Annotated in this window: 17 protein-coding genes, 1 tRNA gene and 1 pseudogene; 10 read left to right on the top strand and 9 right to left on the bottom strand. The window is 45.2% G+C overall.

Annotation, left to right across the window (positions count from 1 at the left end):
- Nucleotides 1-43: 43 nt before the first annotated feature.
- Nucleotides 44-1,201: a M4 family metallopeptidase gene (locus tag WCW_RS01730; protein ID WP_013181461.1), complete on the bottom strand. Its 1,158-nt coding sequence runs from the start codon at nucleotides 1,199-1,201 to the stop codon at nucleotides 44-46.
- Nucleotides 1,202-1,438: 237 nt separating this feature from the next.
- On the opposite strand from WCW_RS01730, the gene WCW_RS01725 reads away from it, so the two are divergent.
- Nucleotides 1,439-2,092: a hypothetical protein gene (locus WCW_RS01725; protein ID WP_013181460.1), complete on the top strand. Its 654-nt coding sequence runs from the start codon at nucleotides 1,439-1,441 to the stop codon at nucleotides 2,090-2,092.
- A gap of 15 nt (nucleotides 2,093-2,107) precedes the next feature.
- Nucleotides 2,108-2,200 (top strand): annotated as a pseudogene (locus tag WCW_RS10490) (IS200/IS605 family transposase); the annotation flags it as partial.
- A gap of 120 nt (nucleotides 2,201-2,320) precedes the next feature.
- Here the strand turns inward: WCW_RS10490 and WCW_RS01720 are convergent.
- Both WCW_RS01720 and gnd read right to left on the bottom strand, forming a co-directional pair.
- Nucleotides 2,321-4,270 carry a M50 family metallopeptidase gene (locus WCW_RS01720; RefSeq protein ID WP_013181458.1) on the bottom strand — a complete coding sequence of 650 codons (1,950 nt, stop codon included), beginning with the start codon at nucleotides 4,268-4,270 and terminating at the stop codon, nucleotides 2,321-2,323.
- A gap of 128 nt (nucleotides 4,271-4,398) precedes the next feature.
- Nucleotides 4,399-5,853 carry a decarboxylating NADP(+)-dependent phosphogluconate dehydrogenase gene (gnd, locus tag WCW_RS01715; protein ID WP_013181457.1) on the bottom strand — a complete coding sequence of 485 codons (1,455 nt, stop codon included), beginning with the start codon at nucleotides 5,851-5,853 and terminating at the stop codon, nucleotides 4,399-4,401.
- 103 nt (nucleotides 5,854-5,956) lie between these two features.
- On the opposite strand from gnd, the gene WCW_RS01710 reads away from it, so the two are divergent.
- Nucleotides 5,957-6,030, top strand: a tRNA-Arg gene (locus tag WCW_RS01710).
- Nucleotides 6,031-6,041: 11 nt separating this feature from the next.
- Here WCW_RS01710 and WCW_RS01705 read toward each other — a convergent pair.
- From WCW_RS01705 to rsmH, 5 genes are read right to left on the bottom strand one after another with little or no spacing between them, the layout of a single operon-like run.
- The gene (locus WCW_RS01705) at nucleotides 6,042-6,734 is read right to left on the bottom strand and encodes an N-acetylmuramoyl-L-alanine amidase family protein (protein ID WP_013181456.1); all 693 of its coding nucleotides are present in this window, start codon (nucleotides 6,732-6,734) and stop codon (nucleotides 6,042-6,044) included.
- A 46-nt stretch (nucleotides 6,735-6,780) separates the two neighbouring features.
- The gene (locus WCW_RS01700) at nucleotides 6,781-8,250 is read right to left on the bottom strand and encodes a UDP-N-acetylmuramoyl-L-alanyl-D-glutamate--2,6-diaminopimelate ligase (protein WP_013181455.1); all 1,470 of its coding nucleotides are present in this window, start codon (nucleotides 8,248-8,250) and stop codon (nucleotides 6,781-6,783) included.
- Nucleotides 8,251-8,256: 6 nt separating this feature from the next.
- Nucleotides 8,257-10,200 carry a peptidoglycan D,D-transpeptidase FtsI family protein gene (locus WCW_RS01695; RefSeq protein ID WP_013181454.1) on the bottom strand — a complete coding sequence of 648 codons (1,944 nt, stop codon included), beginning with the start codon at nucleotides 10,198-10,200 and terminating at the stop codon, nucleotides 8,257-8,259.
- Nucleotides 10,197-10,496, bottom strand: a complete 300-nt coding sequence (locus tag WCW_RS01690; protein ID WP_013181453.1) for a cell division protein FtsL — start codon at nucleotides 10,494-10,496, stop codon at nucleotides 10,197-10,199. Before WCW_RS01690 ends, WCW_RS01695 begins: the two co-directional genes overlap by 4 nt.
- Entirely contained in the window at nucleotides 10,493-11,413 is a 921-nt protein-coding gene (gene rsmH, locus WCW_RS01685) for a 16S rRNA (cytosine(1402)-N(4))-methyltransferase RsmH (protein WP_013181452.1), read from the bottom strand. Before rsmH ends, WCW_RS01690 begins: the two co-directional genes overlap by 4 nt.
- 138 nt (nucleotides 11,414-11,551) lie before the next feature.
- On the opposite strand from rsmH, the gene WCW_RS01680 reads away from it, so the two are divergent.
- The 3 genes from WCW_RS01680 to WCW_RS01670 all read left to right on the top strand — a co-directional run bounded on the left by WCW_RS01680 (nucleotide 11,552) and on the right by WCW_RS01670 (nucleotide 13,020).
- Nucleotides 11,552-12,001, top strand: a complete 450-nt coding sequence (locus tag WCW_RS01680) for a DUF5399 domain-containing protein (protein ID WP_013181451.1) — start codon at nucleotides 11,552-11,554, stop codon at nucleotides 11,999-12,001.
- A gap of 6 nt (nucleotides 12,002-12,007) precedes the next feature.
- The gene (locus WCW_RS01675; RefSeq protein WP_013181450.1) at nucleotides 12,008-12,403 is read left to right on the top strand and encodes a tetratricopeptide repeat protein; all 396 of its coding nucleotides are present in this window, start codon (nucleotides 12,008-12,010) and stop codon (nucleotides 12,401-12,403) included.
- Nucleotides 12,404-12,516: 113 nt separating this feature from the next.
- Nucleotides 12,517-13,020, top strand: coding sequence for a hypothetical protein (locus WCW_RS01670; RefSeq protein WP_013181449.1), 504 nt, complete (start codon nucleotides 12,517-12,519; stop codon nucleotides 13,018-13,020).
- Here the strand turns inward: WCW_RS01670 and pseC are convergent.
- The gene (gene pseC, locus WCW_RS01665) at nucleotides 13,012-14,172 is read right to left on the bottom strand and encodes a UDP-4-amino-4,6-dideoxy-N-acetyl-beta-L-altrosamine transaminase (protein ID WP_013181448.1); all 1,161 of its coding nucleotides are present in this window, start codon (nucleotides 14,170-14,172) and stop codon (nucleotides 13,012-13,014) included. The genes WCW_RS01670 and pseC overlap by 9 nt on opposite strands.
- An 87-nt stretch (nucleotides 14,173-14,259) precedes the next feature.
- Here pseC and WCW_RS01660 point away from each other — a divergent pair, with 87 nt between their 5' ends.
- The 4 genes from WCW_RS01660 (at nucleotide 14,260) to WCW_RS01645 (ending at nucleotide 22,749) form a co-directional block, all read left to right on the top strand.
- On the top strand, nucleotides 14,260-15,843 hold the full coding sequence (locus WCW_RS01660) for a tetratricopeptide repeat protein (protein WP_013181447.1): 1,584 nt from the start codon (nucleotides 14,260-14,262) through the stop codon (nucleotides 15,841-15,843).
- Nucleotides 15,844-15,865: 22 nt separating this feature from the next.
- Complete coding sequence (carB, locus tag WCW_RS01655) at nucleotides 15,866-20,209, top strand: carbamoyl-phosphate synthase (glutamine-hydrolyzing) large subunit (protein ID WP_013181446.1); 4,344 nt, start codon at nucleotides 15,866-15,868, stop codon at nucleotides 20,207-20,209.
- A gap of 68 nt (nucleotides 20,210-20,277) precedes the next feature.
- On the top strand, nucleotides 20,278-22,092 hold the full coding sequence (locus WCW_RS01650) for a hypothetical protein (RefSeq protein ID WP_013181445.1): 1,815 nt from the start codon (nucleotides 20,278-20,280) through the stop codon (nucleotides 22,090-22,092).
- Nucleotides 22,093-22,125: 33 nt separating this feature from the next.
- The gene (locus tag WCW_RS01645; protein ID WP_013181444.1) at nucleotides 22,126-22,749 is read left to right on the top strand and encodes a DUF2490 domain-containing protein; all 624 of its coding nucleotides are present in this window, start codon (nucleotides 22,126-22,128) and stop codon (nucleotides 22,747-22,749) included.
- The last annotated feature ends 49 nt before the right edge of the window (nucleotides 22,750-22,798 follow it).

The raw sequence follows: 22,798 nt of genomic DNA, 5'->3' as shown, positions 1-22,798 counted from the left end.
ATGGCATACCATAACCGGAATCAGGATAATTTTCCAGGAAGGCCTATAGCAAATTGCACCACTCAATCGGTTTTGGAGCTGGAGAAGGCGTTGATCCCAGCTCTACCTTGACATCACCCCAAGCATATCGACATGCTTTTTCTACGTTGCTTTCTCTGCCAAAAAGCTCTTGGGCAACCTCTACTGTCTTAGACGCAAAGTCGGAAAATGTCGGATGGCTACCTACCCTTTGCCTAGCCTCATACCAAACTCTTCCCGTTCCGTTCCAAGTATAAGCATAGCGCTCATGATCGTAATCCCTCAATTTTGTAGAAGCCAAATAAAAAGCTTTATTCGGAATTCCTGAATTGATGTGCACTCCTCCATTATCATCCAAAGTGTCGTCGTAAGCATCCATACTTGCAGTCTGCGGGTCGTCTCCAAATACAGGATGATCGCGATAAGCTGTCCCAGGATTTTTCATCGAACGCAATGCATACTTCCCGCCAACCAACAGATGTTCTCCAATCAACCAATTCGAGCTGTCAACAGTTTCCTTCTGAATCGATTGCTTGGCCATGATGCCAAAGACATCCGATATCGATTCATTCAACGCTCCAGCCTGGTCCTGATAGCGTAAATTGGTATCAAATTGCGAAACTCCATGCATGTATTCATGCGCGTAAATATCACTGTCGATCGTAAAAGAAGCAATGTACTTACCATCTCCATCGCCAAATACCATCTGACTTCCATTCCAAAACGCGTTTGCATAGTTTCTGTCATAGTGCACTGTAGAAACGACTTCCATTCCGTTGTTATCGATAGAGTTCCTTTCAAAAATGTTCCTGAAAAATTCATCTGTCTTCACGGCCCATCGATAAATATCCACTACTGCTTTATCTGTCGAAAGATCAGGGGATACAATTTTTGTTCCGGGAAGCTGTGTCGACCGTTTTGCATCGTAGATTTTGATAACAGATGTCTGAGAATCCGAAATTTCCGAGAGATTATAAGGAACAAAAGTCCTTCGATGAAATTCTTTCTGGACCTGACACCTTTCTTTGCGCACACGATCATCCTTACCCAGAGTGTTCAAGGCAATTTCTTTGATCTGATTATCGCCTTCCTTTTCAGCGAGTTTTCTCAACATGTATTCCGGAATAATGCCGCAACAACCTGAATGTCCAACGGTTTGCGTGCATGAAGCCAAACTGCTCATTATCTCCTCCTCCCATGAAGTTTTCCTCATTCATCCCATATAACAAAGTAACATTAATCAGAAAACATCATTCTCAATACACTTAATGTTAATTAATTAATTTAAAAATAAAAAAAATATTCTTATAATTCTTGAAAATCAGAACTTTAAAAAAATAAAATTTTTTAATAGAAATAAACAAACTTAAATATATATAATCCAATATCTTTCAAAAAAAATATAAGGAATATATTAGTTATGTCTTTTTATCCAATTACCTCAATCTCTCAATTTTTTCAGTTAAGTGATTCACCTGTTGATCAACAATCCGCTTCGTTCATTAAGTTAGGATTTAGTGAAGCTCAAGCAGAATTTCTTACAGATGCCGGCTACAAAACTGATGAAGTGCAGCAAAGAATCAATGACGGCTTTACTCCGGAAGAGATCTACAATGCTGTTATTGTTAAACAGCTGCACGATAGAGTCGAAATAGCTGCTTATCGAGCATTACAAGAAGGAATAGAAACGCTGCAGCTGATCAAAGGAAGAACAAGTACAAGAATTTCATCTACAGAATCCGACTACCTTCTGCACGATTGCATTAGAAAGGCAGCTCACGCAGATATGCGTTCTAAAGACGGATATATCACCATGCGAGGAAAATATCTAAACACAAAACAAATAACTCCTGTGATTGAAAATGTTTCTGTCATTACGACAGATAGGGATAGCAAACTCACTAAGGCTACATACGCAAGATTTGAGGAATTGCTTGCCAATCTCGATGAGCACAACACAATGGTCAATACGATTCTGTTTAATGCTTGGGGAGTGCCTCAGAAAAAAGAGCACATCCATCTCGACGAGATCAAGAAAAAGGCAGAATTTACCGGTCCAAAGCCTTTAGACTAAAAAGTTAACAGCTTAAAAGGCGTTTCGTCCAAGCGCCTACATCAAGAATCCCTTGAAATTAAGCAATCTTATTGGAAGAGGAAGTTTTGGTCGCCCAGCTTACGTTAGCCCTGATTTTTCGCCTTGCATCCCCTACCTAAAGGAAGGGGCCTTTCGGCGAAGAAGGATAAATTTTCCTTGGGAGAATAACCTTCACATTTTCCCAAGGAAAGAACTCCAATCATCTCGCTAGCCAAACACCCTTGAAATATCATTATACGTTAGAAAGAGGAAAAAACTGATCAAAAGAATAGCGAAAACAATCACCACTTTTTCCAATGTCTTCGGCTTCATGCGCCGCCCTGTGACCATCTCAATAAATGCAAAAACAATCGTTCCTCCATCTAAAATCGGCACCGGCAGCAAATTCAAAACACCCAAGTTCAAACTAATCGCTCCAATCCAAAATAGCGCTTCCATCAAACTTTGCGATGATGTCGTCTGCACCATATGAACAATGCCTACAGGTCCAGCAATATATTTTGGACTGAGGGTTCCTGAAAATAAAGCCTGCATTGTACGGCCGATCTCCTTGGCAACATTTGAAAATACAGTCACTGGATTTGGGTTGTAAACCACCTGACGATCCTGAGGATTGGGAATGCCCAACACAAGAAGTTCCTGACTTTCTTTTAACTGGCCAAGCAGCTGCGCACGCCTCTCCGGATCTTCGATTTTTTCAATTTCCTGCTTCTTCTCAAGCAATTCTGCGGCATACCACGCCTTTGTTTCTTCCGACATCGGAAAATTCTTGCGTGCCATAGGAGTCACAGGCGCTAAAAGAACCAAGTTTCCCGCACGTGCTTTTAACGCATTAGTTCCTATGCTATCTGCGATTTGGTGCAAATGCATCCACTCGATATTTTGATTAAATGAAACATTCGCTTTTTGGTAAGGGATAACAGCCGTTTCAGCAGAGTCCCTCGCAACAATGATCTGTACTTGCTTTGTTTGAAGCCCGCGGAGAATCTCATAAGATCTCTTGACCTGTTGCCCCTGAACTGCAATGATCCGATCTCCTGGACGAAGAGGCTCTTCAAGATCGGAAAACAGATGAACGGGAAATGCTTTTTTCTGATCTGCTTTATCGATAAAACGAAGCTCTTCCTCAACAACGCCGTCATGAGTCAGGTTATAAGGGATCGCGTACAAATCTTGAAAGCGGCGGGAATTGAGCCCTGCTTCATACATCCAATCGATCATCTCTTCCCTAAACTCAACGTCGGGCCTAAGTTCCTGCGCCCTGACACGAGGCACACGCCGATGAATGATGTCATTTCCCCGTTTAATTGTCATTAGAACGCGACCATCGTTAAGCAATTCGCTCAATTGCGCGTTTGAGAAAACCGTCTCTCCATCCACCCAAAGAATGCGATCGCCATATTGAATGCCGCTGTTTTGCAATGGAGAGCCCTCAGGCAACGGATTTTCACGACCATTATGCAAACGGTCGTAAATGATATAGCTTGCTGAAGAAAGAATTCCTGTTGTTTTCATCTTTTTATCGGCAAAAGCGGGATTGGGATAAGAAGCGACAGTGTATTCAAAAGGAAATCTCTCTCCTGTTTCGTAGTCGATTTTCGTCCCTTTGATCTTGATCTCCTCATCTCCTAGCAAAGAGGCATACAAATGATCCTTATAACTGGAAAACGGATGCTCGTCATAAGAATCGACTTCATCCCCGGGACGAACGCCTAGAGCGTATAACTCAGAGTTGGGATCTACCCATCCAATTTTTGACGTATACTCCGCAAAAGACTTAGTACGGCCACCGATCGCCCACAGCAAAGCAAACACTAACAGGGCAAACACGAGATTGACGAACGGCCCCATAAATGCCACTTTAATTCTATTCCAGGGACCTTTGCCAAAAAATCCGTCTTTGACCGCGTAAGGATCGACAGTGCTATCTGTATCTGTACCGGCGATTTTAACAAATCCTCCGAAAAGGAGCCATCCGATCTGCCACTTGACCCCATCCCTCATCCAGGAATAAATAGGTCTGCCAAATCCGATAGCGAAAGTCTCCACCCGCATGCCGACACGGCGCGCCATCCAATAATGGCCCAGCTCATGGATGAAGATCAGAAAACTTAAACCAAGAATTGCAAGTACTATATAAATTAAATTCGCAAACATTCGCGCTTTTCTCCAAACAAATAAATGGACATCATCTTTGCAAAGTTGAGATCATAACAGATAAACGCACTATTTGCCAGAAAAGATTAGGGAGCGTCCTCAATTAGATGATGGACACGCCCCAGGGTTCATGCATTATAGGTGGAAGAGCTGACCTTTCCTCCTGTTCCTGTCCAGTTGGTGTGAAAGGACTCGCCTCGAGGCCTATCGACACGTTCATAAGTGTGCGCTCCGAAATAATCCCTTTGCGCCTGCAACAAATTGGCCGGCAGCCTGGCTGTGCGATAACCATCGTAAAACGCTAATGCCGAACTAAAGCAGGGACAAGGGATTCCTAGTTGAGCAGCAGCTGCAACCACTTGCCGCCAGCCTGATTGCGCTTTCCCGACTTCTGATTTGAAAAAATCGTCGAGAAGCAAATTTTGAATGGCTGGATTTTTGTCATAAGCTTTTTTAATATCACCCAAAAAGCGGCTGCGGATAATGCACCCCTCTCTCCACATCAAAGCGATTCCGCCATAATTAAGAGTCCAACCAAATTCTTTGGCTGCTTCCCGCATCAGCATAAAGCCTTGGGCATAACTCACAATTTTTGATGCATAAAGAGCTGATTTGACAGCATCGACAAAATCTTCGGCATCCCCTTTGAAAATCGCTTCCGGACCATGCAGCACCTTGCTTGCTGACACCCGTTCATCCTTGATAGCGGATAAGCAGCGCGCAAAAACCGCCTCGGCAATTAAGGTGACAGGCATGCCGAAATCAAGAGCATTGATTGCCGTCCATTTACCCGTTCCCTTTTGCCCCGCCACGTCGAGAATTTTCTCCACAAGCGGCTCGCCATTCTCCTGATAGGAAAAAATATCGGAGGTGATTTCGATCAAGTAGCTGTTGAGTTCCCCCTCGTTCCAATGGTGAAACACATCATGCAGCTGTTTGCTTGAGAAGCCCAACCCAACTTTCATCAGCTGGTATGCCTCGCAAATCAGCTGCATATCGCCATACTCTATGCCGTTATGCACCATTTTGACGTAATGGCCGGCACCTTCTTCGCCAACCCAATCGCAACATGGCTCCCCTGTTTTCACCTTGGCTGCAATCGCCTGAAAAATCTCTTTCACATGCGGCCAAGCCTCCGGATTTCCTCCGGGCATGATCGAAGGTCCATGGCGGGCACCCTCTTCTCCTCCGGAAATTCCCGTTCCAACGTATAAGATCCCTTTTTCTTTCAAATCGCAGGTGCGCCTTGTCGTGTCATCAAAGCGGCTATTCCCTCCGTCGATCACAATATCTCCTTCTTCCAAATAGGGAAGCAGCAGATCAATAAAGGCATCCACCGGCTTGCCAGCCTTTACCATCAACATGACCTTCCGCGGCCTTTTAAGCAAGCCAACCAACTCTTCAAGGCTATGAGCACCAACAATTTCAGTTCCTTTTGCCGGCCCTTCAAGAAAATCATCGACTTTTGATACCGTACGGTTAAATACCGCGACCTTGTAGCCATTGTCATTCATATTTAAAACAAGGTTTTGGCCCATAACGGCCAGACCGACTAAACCAATGTCTGCTTTATCCACCATCATTTTTTCCCCAATAGTTATTCTATTTTCATCATGGACTAACCTTCCCATTGGATGCAAGAATCGTCTTGATGTAAAAAGAAGCTTTCGTTAAGCTAAAGCATATGTCCTCGTAGCTCAGTTGGATAGAGCGATTGCCTCCTAAGCAATAGGTCGTGCGTTCGAATCGCGCCGGGGACAATGATGATCCATCAAGATCTTAAATAATCCTGCACACCATTTGCAATGCTTTCCGCTATCCGCTGGATATGAGCAGGATCACGCAGCCGGGCAAGCTCCTTTTCATTGGTCATGAATCCTCCCTCAATCAAGATTGCCGGCATTCGCGTTTCTCTGATCACGGCAAAGTTTCCGTTTTTAATCCCCCTGGATTTCATTTTGGTCGAAGCAATGACGCGATCCAATACCTTCTGAGCAAGAATTTTAGAACGGGAAGTTCGAACAAGGTCATCCTGATTATCATAATAATAAACCTCGACTCCTTCCGCAGCCTTATTAGGCGCAGAGTTGTAGTGGACACTGACAAAAAGGGTCGCACGGTTGCTGTTGGCAAAATCTGCACGCATCTTCAAAGGGACAAAAAAATCTTCGCCTCGGGTTAATATGGTCTGATACCCTTTTTGTTGCAAAAACTGATTGAGCAGCAAGGCTGTTTGCAAATTAAGGGCTTTCTCCTCAGTTTGTGGATCCGGACATTTTGCTCCGAGATCTTTCCCTCCATGGCCTGCGTCGATCACAATCACAGGCCTTACCGCCTCACGCCTGACTCGCACCGCCGCAACCTCATGATCCGAACGTTCCCACTCTGGAGATTTTGACGCACAGCCGGCAAAAACAACTGCGATCAATCCAACCCAGACGTTTTTGATCCATCGCTTAATCATGAACCTATCTCACTATTTTTTAAGAATTCCCTGCGATTGCTTCTCCTCATGAATGTAATATATCCTCTACAACTTCGCGATCTTTAAATTCTATTGTTTGATGCGCAAATATTTGATAAGGTTCATGCCCTCTGCCCGCAATCAGCACCACATCTTCCGGTGTCGCGCGATGAATTGCCTCCTCGATGGCCTTTCGCCTGTCTTCAATCTTGATGAAACAGGAAGGATCATTAAAGCCCGCAACAATTTGATCCATGATGTTTGCGGGATTTTCCGAACGAGGATTATCGGAAGTGATGATGGCCAAATCAGAAAATTCCTCGGCAATCCTCCCCATTTGCGAACGCTTATAAGGATCGCGATCCCCGCCGCAGCCAAATACAACGATCAACTTCCCTTGAGTCAGCTCTTTTAAACAATTTAAAACATTTTTTAACGCATCCGGTGTATGAGCAAAATCAACGAAAAGCTTCAATCCGCGCTTGTTGGGCACATATTCCAAGCGGCCCGGCACAGGAGGAAAGCTCTTCACGGCGTCCAACACTTTGTTCAAAGGAACTCCCAGAGATATTCCGCATCCGATCGTCGCAAGGCTGTTTAAAACGTTAAATCGGCCGATCAACGGAAGAGAAACAGGATAGCGTTTTCCTTGATGCACCAACGTATACACAATCCCTTCCGCACCCAGCTGTATTTCCTCTGCTCTCAGATCTGCATGATTGGCAATCCCATACGTAATGATCGGCACCCGGCAGCCGTCAATAATTTTTTCAAACCAAGGATCGTCGATATTAACAACAGCAGCTTTGGGATAATTTTTCCTTTTTTTAGCTTCCGGATCAAGAGACAAAAAAAGCTTCCGCTTCTCTTCACAATAGGCATCCATCGTTTTGTGATAATCGAGGTGATCCTGAGATAAGTTGGTGAAAATCCCCACATCAAAGGAGATTTCACTCACTCTTCCCTGATGCAATGCATGAGAGGTCACTTCCATTACTGCAGCTTGAGATCTTTGATTGACCATTTCCCTGAGCAGCTTGTGATTGGTGGCAACGTCCGGAGTCGTGTGGGTTGCCGGAGCGGCGTGGTCTCCAATCAGATATTCAATCGTTCCGATCAATCCAGGGCGCATTTCCAAAGAATCAAAAAGATGCTTGATAAGATAAGAAACTGTTGTTTTTCCGTTTGTTCCTGTCACCCCGACCATCAGCAGCTCCTCTCCTGGGCGATGATAAAACGCCGAGACGAGCTTGCCTTCCACAACAGCTACATTCGGATGAATAATCTGGCTCACTTTCAATGATGGGTCGAAGATATCATTGAGTACGGCGGCAGCTCCGGTCTCTACAGCTTCAGCGATGTACTGCGAACCGTCGAACGTTCTCCCCTTCTTGGCAATGAACAGATTCCCGGGCGCTACCTGCTTGGAATGCGCACAAATTCCGGTGATTTCAATCTCTTTCGAGCCTTTGATTTCTGCGTTTGGAAGATCTTTGATGAGTCGTTTTAGCTTCATGGAATATCATTTATTCCATTTTTCATAGATTTCTTGCAACTGGCGTGTTTCCTTTACCCAATCCGCGTTTTCAGGATCGCTGCGGGGATCTCCGTAAGGATAACCTCCTGGATCATCCGGAGGAATACCTAGGTACTCAAGCGTTCTTCGTCCGATCTCTTTGAATACAGGCGCTGCGGCAATGCTGCCATTAAGATTGCTCCCTACTCCAGGGATAAAGCGGCATTCCGGTTCATCCATGACAACAATCAAGACAAAAACTGGATCTTTGACAGGAGCAAAGCCAACGAAGCTGGCAACTGTTTGTTTTTTTGAATATCTGCCGTTTACAATCTTTTCGGCAGTCCCCGTTTTGCCTACCTCAGTAAATCCCCAAATATCAGCCCGCCTTCCGCTTCCGCCTGTTTTGGTGACATACTTCATTGCTTCAACCGTCCGATCGATAACAGCTTGATCCAACACCCGAAATGAAGGAAGATTTCCACCCCCTGCGACAAGATGCGGCGTTATCCAATAGCCTCCGTTTGCAATCACTGCCCAAGCCCTTAAAATCTGCAAGCTGGTGGCCTGAAGATTATAGCCCATAGCTAGAGAGAATGGTGTCGATGCTGACCACTCTAAAGCACCATTAGGGTGCAATTTTCCCGGGCGAGGAACCACACCCCAACTTTCGGAAGGAAGTTCGATTCCTGTAGGTTTTCCAAAGCCAAAAGTATCGGTCAATGCAGAGCGATACCATTCATTACCTAAGCGCTTAATAATCCTTTCAACCAAACGGGCAGGATAAATGTTGGAGGATTTCTGCAAGGCCATATTGAGATTCAGGTAGGAGTGGGCCCGAGTATCCGAAATCACCTTCTGCCTGCCGGGAAAGCGGCCATCGAGTGTAGGCATCATTTCCTCAGGATCAAATAGAGGAGGCTCTCCTCTTTTTCGCAACTCATCGTTAGCCTGAAGAGAAATGGCAACGGTAATCGGCTTCATCGTGGAACCCGGTTCATAGGCATCGGTAATCGCATTGACCTTGGTATCTCCCACCTTTTCAGGATCATTGAAATACTCCGGATACCTTTCCGGATAGAAAAACGGGTATTGAGCCAAAGCAAGTATAGCGCCGGTTCCTGGATCCATCATAGCGGCCCAGCCTTTTTTCGCTCCACAACGCTTCACCCCTTTTTCCACCTCCTCTTCCGCAATCGCTTGTAAAATGTGATTGATCGTCAAATGAATATCTTGGCCATTGACAGAAGGATGCATCACTTGCCCGGTTTCAAAGCGGTGTTTGGGCGAACGCTTCAGCAAACGGCTCCCTTCTTTGCCGCGCAACTCCTTATTGAAAGCAAGCTCCAATCCACCCGTCGGCACGACCTGCTTGGTTGTTTCATCCCGCTGATTCTGCACAGTATGCAAAACCTGCCCTAAAAGCTTTCCAAAAGGGTACGAACGCTTGTAGTCGGCGACAAAATACAGTGCGTTGCTGGGAATTTTACGTCTTCTGGCAAACGGAGACCACCAGTTCAAAAGTTGATCTTTTTCTTCTTGATCCAGCCACATGGCTAGCTTTCGGCTGCGACTGCGCCGATCGAATGCGTCGCGGATATTCTTCCTTTCATCGGCGGAAAGAGAAAGTGTTCGAGCAATTTCATCGGCGATGACATCTCTGTGCTCTTCCGAAATCGACATCGGATCGATGTACAAGTGATGTTTCTGGATATCGAAAACAAGTTTCTGCGGCTCTTCCGGGTGTTTTTTTTTAATCGCTGTGTTCGACCAAAAAGTCCCCCTTCTAAATGGCTCTTTCACGACAAAAAAGTGCTGTTTACGCGCAGTTTCACTCCATTTTTCATGTTCAGCAATCTGCAACTTGAAAAATTGAAAAATCAGCAAGGAAAAAAGGAAATAGACTCCAAGGGAGATCGCAACCAGCCGCCGGCGTCCCTTATCCCTCATTTCTCCCCCTCATCGATTTTAATATCGATCACCTCATCCAACCTAGGATACCTCAGGTGGCCGTATTCGGGTTTGCGAGCCAATTCCATCAAATGGATAGGGCTCTCAAAGCAGTCAATCTCATACTGCAGCCTCTCATTTTCCCTTTGCAAAGCTTTCAACTCTTTTTCCAATGCAGGAATCGCAAGGCGTAAAAGTGTCAGATCGTTGATTGTATTGATATTTGTGTAGAGAGTGATCGCCGCAACTGCGATGCAGATTAAAATGCGAATCAAAAATTTGGTTTGCTGCGTCATCGTTTTTCCACCACTCGCAATTTGGAACTCCTTGAGCGAGGGTTTCTTTCGACTTCCGCTTTTCCTGGAACAATGGGTTTCCTGGTAATTAGATTAACGACAGGCTCTTTTGAAATGAATACGCCTCCAACCCCTCTAGTGCTTTCCTTATCATCGGCTAAATAGCGGAACTGCCGCTTCACAATGCGGTCTTCGAGACTGTGGAAGCTGATCACTGCCAATCTGCCTCCAGGATTCAAGCAGCCGATTGCCTGTGGGATCACTTCCTCGATCCGCTCGATTTCTCTGTTTACCGCAAGCCGCAACGCCTGGAAGATAAGCGTTGCAGGATGGATTTTCCCTTTTCTCGGCCTCCCTAGAACGGAAGTCAAAACTTCCACAAGCTCTAATGTACGGGAGATCGGCCGCGCAGCGGCAACCGCCCGCGCAGCCGCCCGCCACCTCTTTTCTTCCCCATACTTCTTAAACAGATCGCCTAATTCCGCTTCCGGCCAAGTATTGACGATCTCTGCAGCTGTCAGCGGTTCTTCCGGATTCATCCGCATATCGAGCGGTCCGTCCTGCTGAAGGCTAAAACCTCTTTCAGGCCGGTCAAACTGCATTGAAGAAACTCCAAGATCAAGAAGGATGCCATCCACTTTTTCCAGTCCGTTTTGCGCAAGATGTTCTTTTAAGTCGGAAAAATTTCCTCTCTGAAACATAACTTTTTCAGACCATTTCGACAATCTTTCCCGTGCGATTTCCAATGCATCCGGATCTTGATCGATGCCGAGAAACCTCTGAATTTCCGGATGAGCGCTTAAGATTTCAGCAGAGTGGCCGCCGGCTCCTAAAGTCCCGTCGACAAAACGCTTAAGATCGACATCGGAGAAACTTTCAGCGACTTCTTCCAATAATACAGATAAATGAGGTATCATAAGGCCCTAATTTACAAAAAATTACTATAAATGTTAATCTATTATTAGGGTGTGCCACAAATGTAGGTAAACATGCATCTTGCACCCAATAGGATTTAAGTATACTAAAACGGCAGTATCTATTGGAGGAAGAAAAAAATGGCGACAATCGACCAATTGGACATCAGCATCTACAATCTTTACGCCATCCGCACCCGGATGATGGAACAGATCAATCAGGACTTGCGTTTGGGGGAAGCAGGCTCCATTCCCCCACAAACGCAGTTGATCGATACAATGCCCAAAATGACCGAGCTAGACATCTTATTGGGTGTCGCGCCGGTTGTCACTCCCTGGGCTTATTTCTATCCCCCTAAGCGCTACCGTTTCATCCGGCGCTCCCCCTTTGCTTTTTTCCGCATTGTTCCAAGCCTGGGCTCTCTGGAGGAACACACTGAACATGAAGAGAAAGCGATGTCGGTAAGCACCAATTCTCCTGAGGAAGAGAAGGAAAAAGGGGCGATTTTAGCTCTGCTTGATCAAATTGACAAGATAAATAATTGGATGAGCTTTATAGTAGGGCGTGTAGGACAATTCTTACAAGGTTAACGCCCTATGAGCCGCATTGACTGGCTAAAAGAACTCGGTTGGAATGAAGATCACATCGAAGACTTGCGTTTAGCTGGATATTCTTACATCCGCCAAGGAAAGTATGATATTGCGCTCCCGTTTTTTGAAGCGTTAACCGTTCTTGATCCAACCAGCTCTTACGATCTTCAACAATTAGGCGCCCTTTACCTCCAATTGGGCAAACCGACGGAAGCCCTAAAGTTTCTTGACAGAGCCCTCAAACTGGAAGCAGATCACGCTCCAACCCTGCTTAATTTAACAAAAGCCCTCCTCATGCTTAATCGCAAAGAAGAAGCATTGAAATTAGCAAAAATCCTCAAAAAGGAACCAAACCCCACCATTTCCAATATGGCTAAAGCTCTCATCCTTGCCTACGAATAAGAGATCATTTTCAAATTAGCTAAACAATAAAACTTTCTTATTTTTAAAATTGAAATAAAAAAACAATTTCTTTATTATTAAACATTTTATCAAATTAATAATAAAGGAAACCCATGGATTTACAAACAATTGCCCACTATACTTTTCCTGCAAGCGCACGCGACATCGGCACTGGAGTTTATCATCTTGCCAAAGGGAATGCGACTAAAGAACAATGCCAAAAACTTGTCGCCGGAGCAATTAGGGTAACAATTGCAGCGCTGGCAGCGATTTCTCTCGTCGCCGCTTCCGTGTTGCTACCTTCTCCGTTAAATTTATTAGGATCTTTAATCATCGTTATCCCTTTGCGTATCGTGGATGCCGAGACAGCGACTCTATTAAGTGGAACCACAGGAATTGTCTCTGGACTGAGAGAATGCGCACTTGGCATATCCGCAATTGCACAAGGCATCCACAGCGGCCCGCCTAAGCTACTTCTTGGAACTCTTGAAACAGGATTCTACTGGCTCATTACCAGAATGCCTCGCGATATTCAAATATACAGAGGCCGTTTTGCAGAAAATATCGATGATTTTGCAAAAAGTTGGGGATCTCAACTTCACCTCAAACTAGCATAGATAACGTTGAATTTCTGAAACGACGCAATCGACATCGCTCTCTTCCATCTCTGCAAACAGAGGTAAAGAGAGCGCTCGAGAATAATAAGCTTCCATATTGGGGAAATAGGCGCTGACATCCTTTATTTTCTTTTTGAAAAACGGATGCCGATAGATCGGGATATAGTGCACTTGCGTTCCTATCCCCTTCTGCTCCAAGGCCTCTACCAACCCTTCGCGAGTCTTCCCTAAAGCTTCAAAATCGATCTGAACCACCATCAAGTGAAAACAAGTATCCTCATCAGCACAGTCAGTAAAAAGGGAGAGATAAGGCAATCCTTTCAACTGCTGCCGGTACCTCTTGACAAGCACGCGCCTTTTCTCTGCAAACGCGTCAAGTCTGCCAAGCTGGCTTAAACCAAGCGCTGCCTGAAAATCGGTCAAATGATGATTGCCTGTCAACTCCTCCACCTCGTAATACCAAGGCTGCGGATAATTTTCCGGCTTCACGATCCCATTATTGCGGTACTGCTTCAATGCCTGATAGCATTCAAAGTCGTTGGTCGTGACCATCCCCCCCTCACCCGTAGTAATCGCTTTTACTGGATGGAAACTGAAAACCGTCATCGCGCTATAGGCGCAGCACCCCACTTTGCTTCCATCCGGATAAGATGATCCCAAAGCATGAGCTGCATCTTCAATCACCAGCGAATCCGGATGGACAAGAGCCTTGCTCAACGTCTCCATGTCGACTGCGATTCCGCCAAAATGCACAGGAATGACCACTTGCTGCCCCCTGGTAAAGGGAACTTCCAAGGTATACTTCAACTGTTCCAAACTTAGATTTCCTGTGTCTCTGTCGATATCGACAAAGACGGGGGTCGCTCCCTTCAAAATCGACGGTCCAATCGACGCAACAAATGTATTAGGCGTCGTCATCACCCGGTCATAAGGGCTGATCTTTGCAGCATGTGCAGCAGCGTGCAAAGCGCTCGTTCCGCTCGAAAAAGCCACTGCATAGCGAGCGCCGCAATACTCGGCAACCGCCTCTTCAAATTCTTGAACCTTCGATCCCCTTGTGATCCAATCACTGCGGAGAGCGTCAGCAACAAATTGCACATCGTCGTCTGAGATCGACTGCCTGCCGTATGGAAGAAATGTTTTCTTATTCATCGAGACAATATGATGATCGGAATTCCCACTTGAAGTCAATGAAGAATTTCCGTAAAAATGAATGTAAACGCGTATCCGGGGGTACCCATGACATCGGTTTTCGAACCTAAAACAATCGAAGAGTATCAAACTCAGATTAAAGAACTTAACCCAATAAATAAGACAGATTCCATTCTTAAGCTCATCGAAGAAAACCAAGCAAAGTACGCCGGCGTTTCAGAGATGGAAACGTTTTTTAAAGGAGAGCACGCCTTCTATTCGAAAAATTACGAAAAAGCTCTCGTCCACTACATGCGCGCAAGGCAGGTCAAAGAATTTGAATTTTATTGCTACCGTGCGACTGCCTTTGTTTCATTTATGAGAAAAAACCTGGAAAAAGCAGCAAACTTTCTCGATAAAGCGCTTTCCCTGAAACCTGAGGATCCATCCTGTCTTGATTTAAAGCACGAACTGCAGGCCGATCGGGAACCGCTTAATGAAGTTGAAGAAACAGCTCCTGAAACGCCCCCTGCTCCGAAAGTACCGGCAGAACCCTCCAGCGATTTTATTGCTTCTAAATTGGGAGTTGACGTGGAAGCGGAACAAGAGCTTGAAAGCAGAATCCATTCACACCGTGAAAAAACGAAAGCCTCTATCCGCAGCTATCTGGAGCAAGCTCCCAAACCTCCAAAGACAGAGGAAAATATCTTGCATGTCCTCTGCGGATGGGATCAGCCGCGCTCAGGAGACGTGATTCCCCATCTTCCACCAAAGAGCGGAGGCATTTTCCTCCGCTGGAACGGACACGGCATTGCCATCAATCCCGGAACCTCGTTTCTCGACCGATTCCACAAGGCAGGGCTGCACCTCAACATGATCGATTCAGTCATCGTTACTGAACCGCATACTGATGCACACGCAGACATCCAAAAAATCTACGATCTCAATTATGAACTGAACAAAGTGAGAACGGATCTGCATATCATCCGTTACTACCTCAACCACAACGCCCATCAAAGACTTTCGCATACGTTGAAGCCCAATTTCAAACAAGAGCGCAATACCGTCCACAGCTTGGAGCTTTTTCTTGACTCTCCAGATATTGAAAAAGAATCCCTTTCTAATGATGTCTCTTTGCACTATTTTTCTACCGGAACGCGAAGCAGCATCTCCGGAAATGACAAAGCCTACTCCCTTGCAATCTGGCTGGAAATGAACAAGGGAGCTGAAGTCAAACGGATCGGGTATGTCTCAGGCGCCGGATGGTCTCCTGCTCTTGGCAGCCATTTCAGCCGGATCGATTTGATGCTCTCCGGCTTCGGATCTACCGAACCGAATGATTACGGCAAGCTCAATTATCAAGAAAATGAGCTCGGCTATTTCGGTACCTATACATTGATGGAAGAGGTGAAACCTGTATTGCATTTAATCACCGGTTTCGACGGAAAGCAAGGAGATGTCAGGCTGGAGATCATGAAAAAAATGCGGAAAGAGTTCCGCAAAAATCACACTAACGCTCCTAACGCGCCAGTCATCCTTCCCGCTGACAAGGGAATGCGGGTGGAGCTTGCTCAAATGAAAGTGTTCTCTTCGATCAACGGAGAGATGCTGGAACCAAAAGATGTGTTGATTTGCAAAACTCGCGATACATTCGGCACTCTCAACTATATTTCCCAAGACAGCGTGTTATGAATATACCGATCATTATTGGAAAATGTATTTGGACAATATCAAAAGTCAATGTTTGAATTTATTTCAGTCTCACACCAAATCTGCACAACTGAGATTGCAGAATGGAGAGTCTTTTTCCGGCCGTTGCCCTCTTTGGCAAAAAACTCCCGTCAAAGGGGAAGTGGTTTTCACAACAGGCATGACAGGGTATCCCGAATCTTTAACCGATCCCTCCTATACAGGACAGATCCTCGCATTTACCTATCCATTGATCGGCAATTACGGCATCCCCTCTCCAGATCAATGGGAATCGAAAAAGATCCACGCCAGTGGAGTTGTGATCTCTCAAACGACAAGCGGCTGGAGCCATTACGAAGGGATCCACTCTTTACTTGAGTGGCTCGAGGTTCAAGGCGTGGGCTGTATCATGGGAATGGATACACGCGCCCTGACAAAAAATTTACGCGCGCACGGATCAATGCCGGGCATCATTACTTCAAGCGATAAATGGGAAAATCCGTTTGAAAATCCAAATCAGAAGCCTTTTGTTTCCCTCGCAGCTTGTCCGGACATACGCACCTATAACAAACGGGAAAAAACAATCATCGCCATCGATTGCGGAATGAAGGAAAATCTCCTAAGGGAACTGTCAAAACTCCCCTATACGATCAAAAGAGTTCCCTATAACTACGATTTTACCCATGACGCCTACGACGGAATTTTTATTTCAAACGGTCCGGGAGATCCCTCTCAATGCCCAGAGATCATTCCTCGGCTGAAAAAAGCCATGGAAGGGAACAAGCCAATTTTTGGAATCTGCCTGGGAGCGCAGCTGATGGCAATTGCAGCAGGCGCAACCACATACAAACTCCCTTTCGGGCACCGCGGCCACAATCAGCCCTGCATGGACTTAAAGAGTGGAAAATGTTACATCACCAGCCAGAACCACGGTTATGCTATAGACGAACACTCCCTTCCCGAAAATTGGGAAGTGACATTCAGAAATCTTAATGACCAGTCAGTGGAAGGGATCGCTCACAAAAGCAAGCCGTTTTTTTCCGTGCAATTCCATCCGGAAGCAGCTCCCGGACCTACCGACACCGTTTGGCTCTTCCAAAGGTTTCATCAGCTGATTGAAGGAAAGCTGCATGTTTCTACTGAAATGAACACAAAATTTGAAAGTTTGCGTTCATTTCAGCGTAAGGTCATGATACTCGGTTCGGGTGGATTGCGCATCGGCCAGGCTGGCGAGTTCGACTACTCCGGCTCCCAAGCCATTAAAGCGCTGAAAGAGGAGGGAATTCAGACTGTCCTCGTGAATCCTAATATCGCAACCGTTCAAACCGATGCGGAGATGGCTGACCAGGTGTACTTGCAGCCTTTGAACGTCTCCTCAGTTAAAAAAATTATTGAGAGGGAAAAGCCGGATGGCATCTTGCTAAGTGTCGGAGGGCAGACAGCTTTGAACCTTGGCCTGGCGCTGGAAGATGCAGGCATTCTCAAGGACAATCACATCCAAGTGTTGGGGACGCCGACAGACTCTATCCGCTTAACAGAAGATAGAGAGCTGTTTAAAGAAGCGCTTAAGAGCATCGATGTCAAAACAGCCCGCAGCCTTTCTGTAACAAGTGTTGTGGATGCATTGAAGGCAGCGGAAACAATCGGCTACCCCTTGATGATGCGCTCCGCCTACTCCTTAGGCGGCTTAGGGTCAGGCGTTGTCGCCACCCCTTTTCAGCTTAAGAAAAGGGCGCAAGAAGCTCTCAGCCAAGTCCCTCAAATTTTGATTGAGGAAAGCCTTTTCGGCTGGAAGGAGATCGAGTATGAAATTGTCCGCGACTCCGATGACAATGCCATCACCGTCTGCAACATGGAAAATTTCGACCCCATGGGAATCCACACTGGGGAAAGCATTGTCGTTGCCCCGTCCCAAACGTTGAGCAACAAAGAGTTCCATCTGTTGCGGGAAATAGCGATCCGCTCGGCAAGGCGGATGAATATCATTGGCGAATGCAATATTCAATATGCCCTCAATCCAAAAAACGGCGATTATCGCGTCATTGAGATGAACGCGCGCCTCTCCCGCTCCAGTGCATTGGCATCAAAAGCGACCGGCTACCCTCTGGCCTTTGTTTCAACGAAGCTGGCACTCGGAAAAAAGCTGCATGAGATCCCTAATTCGATCACAAAAAAAACGTCCGCCTTTTTTGAACCTGCTCTTGACTACCTCGTTGTCAAAATTCCCCGTTGGGATATCCAAAAGCTCAAGGCGGCAGAAAGAACGATCGGCACCGAAATGAAAAGCGTAGGCGAAGTGATGGCGATCGGACGTTCATTTCCAGAGGCTTTGCAGAAAGCGATCCGCATGCTCAATATCGGCGCTGATGGTCTTTTTGACCACCCGCACGAAATCGATAAGCCCGAAAAAGAAATTGAACACGCAACCGACCGCAGGTTGTTTGCGATCGCCCGCTTTCTCCAAAACGGGGGCAGGTTGGAAGAGGTGAAAGAGCTCTCAAGAATCGACTCCTGGTTTCTCAATCAGATCGCTGAAATGACTGCGATGGAAAGCAGGCTTAAGCAAGACCCTCTCACACAAGAGCTTCTTCTCAACGCTAAACAAATGGGTTTTTCAGATCGCGCGATCGCCAAGCGGCAAAGTAAAACGCCTGCACGATTGCGGCGGGAAAGGATAGAGAAAGGGGTAGTTCCTGTGATTAAACAGATAGACACTCTTGCCGGCGAATTTGAGGCTGAAACGAACTATCTCTATCTCACCTATCACGGAACAACCCACGATATCCAGCCAGCCAAGAAAGCTCCCATTATCGTTTTAGGTTCCGGCCCTTACTGCATCGGTTCTTCCGTCGAGTTCGATTGGTGCGCTGTCAACACAGTAAAAACTCTCAAAAATCTTGAAGAAGAGTCCATTATCATCAATTCAAATCCGGAAACAGTCTCTACCGACTACGACGAATCGGACCGCCTCTACTTTGAAGAGATCACCCTGGAAAGGGTATCGGATATCGCAGATTTTGAAAAAAGCAAAGGGATCATTGTCTCCGTAGGGGGACAAATTGCCAATAATCTTGCCCTCCCTTTGCATCAAGAAGGATACCCTCTTCTGGGAACATCTGCTGCGTCCATCGACCAAGCGGAAAACAGGAAGTTGTTTTCCTCTCTCCTTAATCAGCTGGGAATTGATCAACCCGCCTGGGAAGAGGTCACCACTTTTGAAAATGCCCGCGCGTTCGCAAAAACTGTGGGCTACCCTGTCCTCGTCCGCCCTTCTTATGTGCTGTCAGGCGCAGCGATGAACACCATCTTTTCTGATCAAGAGCTTAAGGAATACCTCGAGCAGGCAACCGTGATCTGCCCCGATCATCCAGTCGTGATCTCGGAATTTATTACGAACGCCAAAGAGCTCGAATTAGATGGCGTCGCAAGTCAAGGCGAAGTTGTGATCGAAGCAATTTCCGAACATATCGAAAATGCAGGCATCCACTCCGGTGATGCGACAATCGTTATTCCCCCTCAAAGACTCTACCTGGAAACCATCCGTCAAGTGAAAAAAATGACGAAGGATATTGTACGCGCACTTAACATCACCGGCCCTTTCAATATTCAATTTATAGCCAAAGATAATGCAATCAAAGTGATTGAATGCAATCTACGAGCCGCTCGTTCATTTCCTTTTGTTTCAAAAGTGACCAATCATCACTTCATTGAAATCGCAACTCAAGCGATTCTCGGCAAGCACACTCCTAAACACTACGAAACATTGGAACTGGAGTATGTCGGAGTAAAGACGCCGCAATTTTCCTATAACAGGCTAAAAGGAGCCAATCCTGTCGCACATGTCGAAATGGCCTCTACAGGCGAAGTTGCCTGCCTGGCAGAAGATCTTCAAAAAGCATTCTATCTCTCTTGGCTGGCAACGGAGCAAACGATCAATGGCAAACGAATACTGGCCAGTATCGGAGGAGATAAAAAAGGGCGCCTTTTTGGAGAATTAAAAAAACTCGAAGAGATGGGCTGGGAAATCTACTCGACTGAAAATACCCATCACTATCTGACGCGGCATGGAGTTGCCTCCCACTTTCTTTATAAGGGATCTGAAGACATTGAACCAAATGTGATCACTGCTCTTTCCGAAAAGCAAGTGGACCTTATCATCAATATCCCACGTTCCACTCCTACCGGCACCCATAATTCCGATGGGTACTTAATCAGGCGCTTAGCCATCGATCATCACATTCCTTTGATCACCAACGTGCATATTGCTAAATTTTTTTTGGAATGTTTGACAAAATTGGATGTGGATCAACTGCCGACACATTCTTGGCAAGATTTCGTTAAAAACAAAAAAATTCTATTAAAAAATTAATAAAGCCTTAATACAAATAAACTAAAATAGTATTTTTAATAAAAATCGTAAAGGCTTTGATAAATATCATGTCATTCAACATCTCAGGAACATGGACAAATCACAATGGTTTTCTTATCGATCAAACAACAAATCAAGCATATCCTCTTATTGAAAAAAGCGACATGAGGGCGAAATCAGGCGTATTAGCCATCTCCACTCCTCTGACACATCTAGCACTATCAACCGCTAACATTGGCTTTCGTGTTTTACGAGTCATCTCAGGCTACCACTTTTGGAAAACAGACAAAGAAGAGAATGGCTACAACTTCAAAGCTCGCGCAATAGAAACCGGCAAAGACGCTCTGCGCGCTGTTGCTCAACCATTTGCTTTCATCGCCTTGGAAATTGTCTCTTTGATCGGACTTTTCAAACCTTATGATGCGATGCGGGCCTATTTTCATATTGAGAATCTATTTTACGGACGTCCGTTGATGGCTCAGTTACTGAACTTTGTTCCCATTGAAAACCCCTTAGAGAACAGCAGATCCGACTTTTTATCGCAAGAATCTGAAAAACCTGAAGAGCATGAAAATCCTTTTCCCGATCCGATCAATCCGGATTCTGACAGCGTGATTGACAAAGTTGAAGAGATTGATGAACCTGAAGTTAAAGCACCTCCAACGCTTGAGCAAAGAATAGCAGAGGTAATCGAAGAAGATAAAGAAAAGAGCCCAAATATCGCCAGAGTCGTAAACAAATGTATGCGAGCACTAGCTGAGCACATCATCGATTCTTATCAAAGTGGAGACTTCAATACCTGGCTTCAGGAAAAAAAGCAAGCTGTGCAACAACAAGCGAATCGATTCCCTTTAGAAAGGCTTCAAAATCCGACTATTCTTCAATATGCCGCGCAACAATTGGTAGAGCAGGCAATAGAGGAAAGTTCCCCTGATGCATTTGAGCGTTTTGACGCTGTTGACTCCATTAAAGGCGCAATTGCTGATGAATTGAATAGAAAAGCTTCAGCACTTAAGATCGACCCTCTTGAAGAATTTGAAGAACAGTATCTTCCGCTGGCAAAGCTTGTTAAAACACTGCCGGATAAGCCGGAAGAGTTCCTCAAAAAACAGCAGGAGATCGCAGAGAAATACCATCAAACATTCTTGGCAGTTTTTGAAACAACCGATACAGAAAACGACTCTTTAAAGGAAAAAATTAACATCCTTGAACCGCTCGTCATGACATTAGACGATGAATTAAGAGAAAAGATATTAGTAAATCTCTTAAAAGTCCGTTTAGATCGATCAAAAGTTGAAGAACTCTTCAAGTATTTTGAAGGAAATAAATCCATTGTTCGTTGTCTATCAGCCTTTAAAAAGGCGCAGTTATTTGAATCTATCGGCAACGATTTACCAAATTTTGTTAACTTGGTCAACACAGCTCTAGACGTTCTTGGAGAAGCCGCTATCACCACTCCCTACCAGAAATACTTCCATATCCAATTAAGAGTGCTTGTTGAGAAGGCGGCCGAAAACATTCACGACCCCTTGCAACACGTCGAATTTGATTTAAGTAACGAAGAAGACGCAAAGCTTAATCGCGATCTCAAAGAGACTATTGAACGAATCAATAAAACCTTTTCATTGGATATCGAGCTCAAAATCAAAATGAAAACCGAATATGATGCGTTAAGCACTGCTTTGAACACCGTTTTTGAAGATCAAGCTGAGAACATTAGAGATTGGATTAAGTCACTTCCCGACACTTATGACCTAAAAGGATTTGAGAATTGGCTCTTGCGCGATCAATTTTACCAGACGGTTTCTGTCATTTTAACAGATCGTATGCCGCGAAATGCCGAAGAGTTGTATCTGTATTATCTAGAACAACAAGCAGATTGACAATAACGGGAAACACGGCTCATATTTACTTAAATGAGCCGTATTTTTTTTCTTTTTTTCTTACCTGCATTCTGCTTAGGAACTGAGTTTCAATACTGGCAAATTGCTTACTTTAATCAAAAAATTACAGACAAATGGTCGTTTGTTTTCCAAACAGAAGAAAGATGGAAAGGCGTCTATAGCAACCTCGTCAGACACCAAAACGACATAGGAATCGCCTACACATTTAACGACCATTGGAACATCCATGTTTACTACAGGCATAAAGTCAGAAATAGCGATCATGGCTGGGCCACCTACCCTGAGCAGCTTATCGATTTTAGTGGAAAATGGAATGTTGGAGAAATCAACATCAGTAATCGCCATCGATTCGTGATCCACTATTACGGAAATCACTGGGTCTACCGAAATAGAATCTCACTAGCCTATCCAATCATTCCTTATTGTAAAAAAGGAGACCTCTATTTTTCTAATGAATTTTTTTTTAGAAATCTGCAGAAATTTTTCGAAAATCGCTTTGGAGCAGGTATCCAGCTTTCCTTATCGAAAACAGGCAATAAGGTCCGGTGTTTGTATCTCATGCAGCACATCAACATGGCCACAGGATGGGCCCATACCCTCAACATTTTGCTGATCGAGTCGAAAATTTATTTTTAGCTTGAAAACCTATTGAAAAATAACCCGGCCCGCATCATCATCCTTGAGC

The sequence above is a fragment of the Waddlia chondrophila WSU 86-1044 genome (assembly GCF_000092785.1).
In the GTDB taxonomy this organism is placed as follows: Bacteria; Chlamydiota; Chlamydiia; order Chlamydiales; family Waddliaceae; genus Waddlia; species Waddlia chondrophila.
Note: the sequence above shows the minus strand (reverse complement) of the source record. Positions and strands in the feature narration are given on the sequence as shown.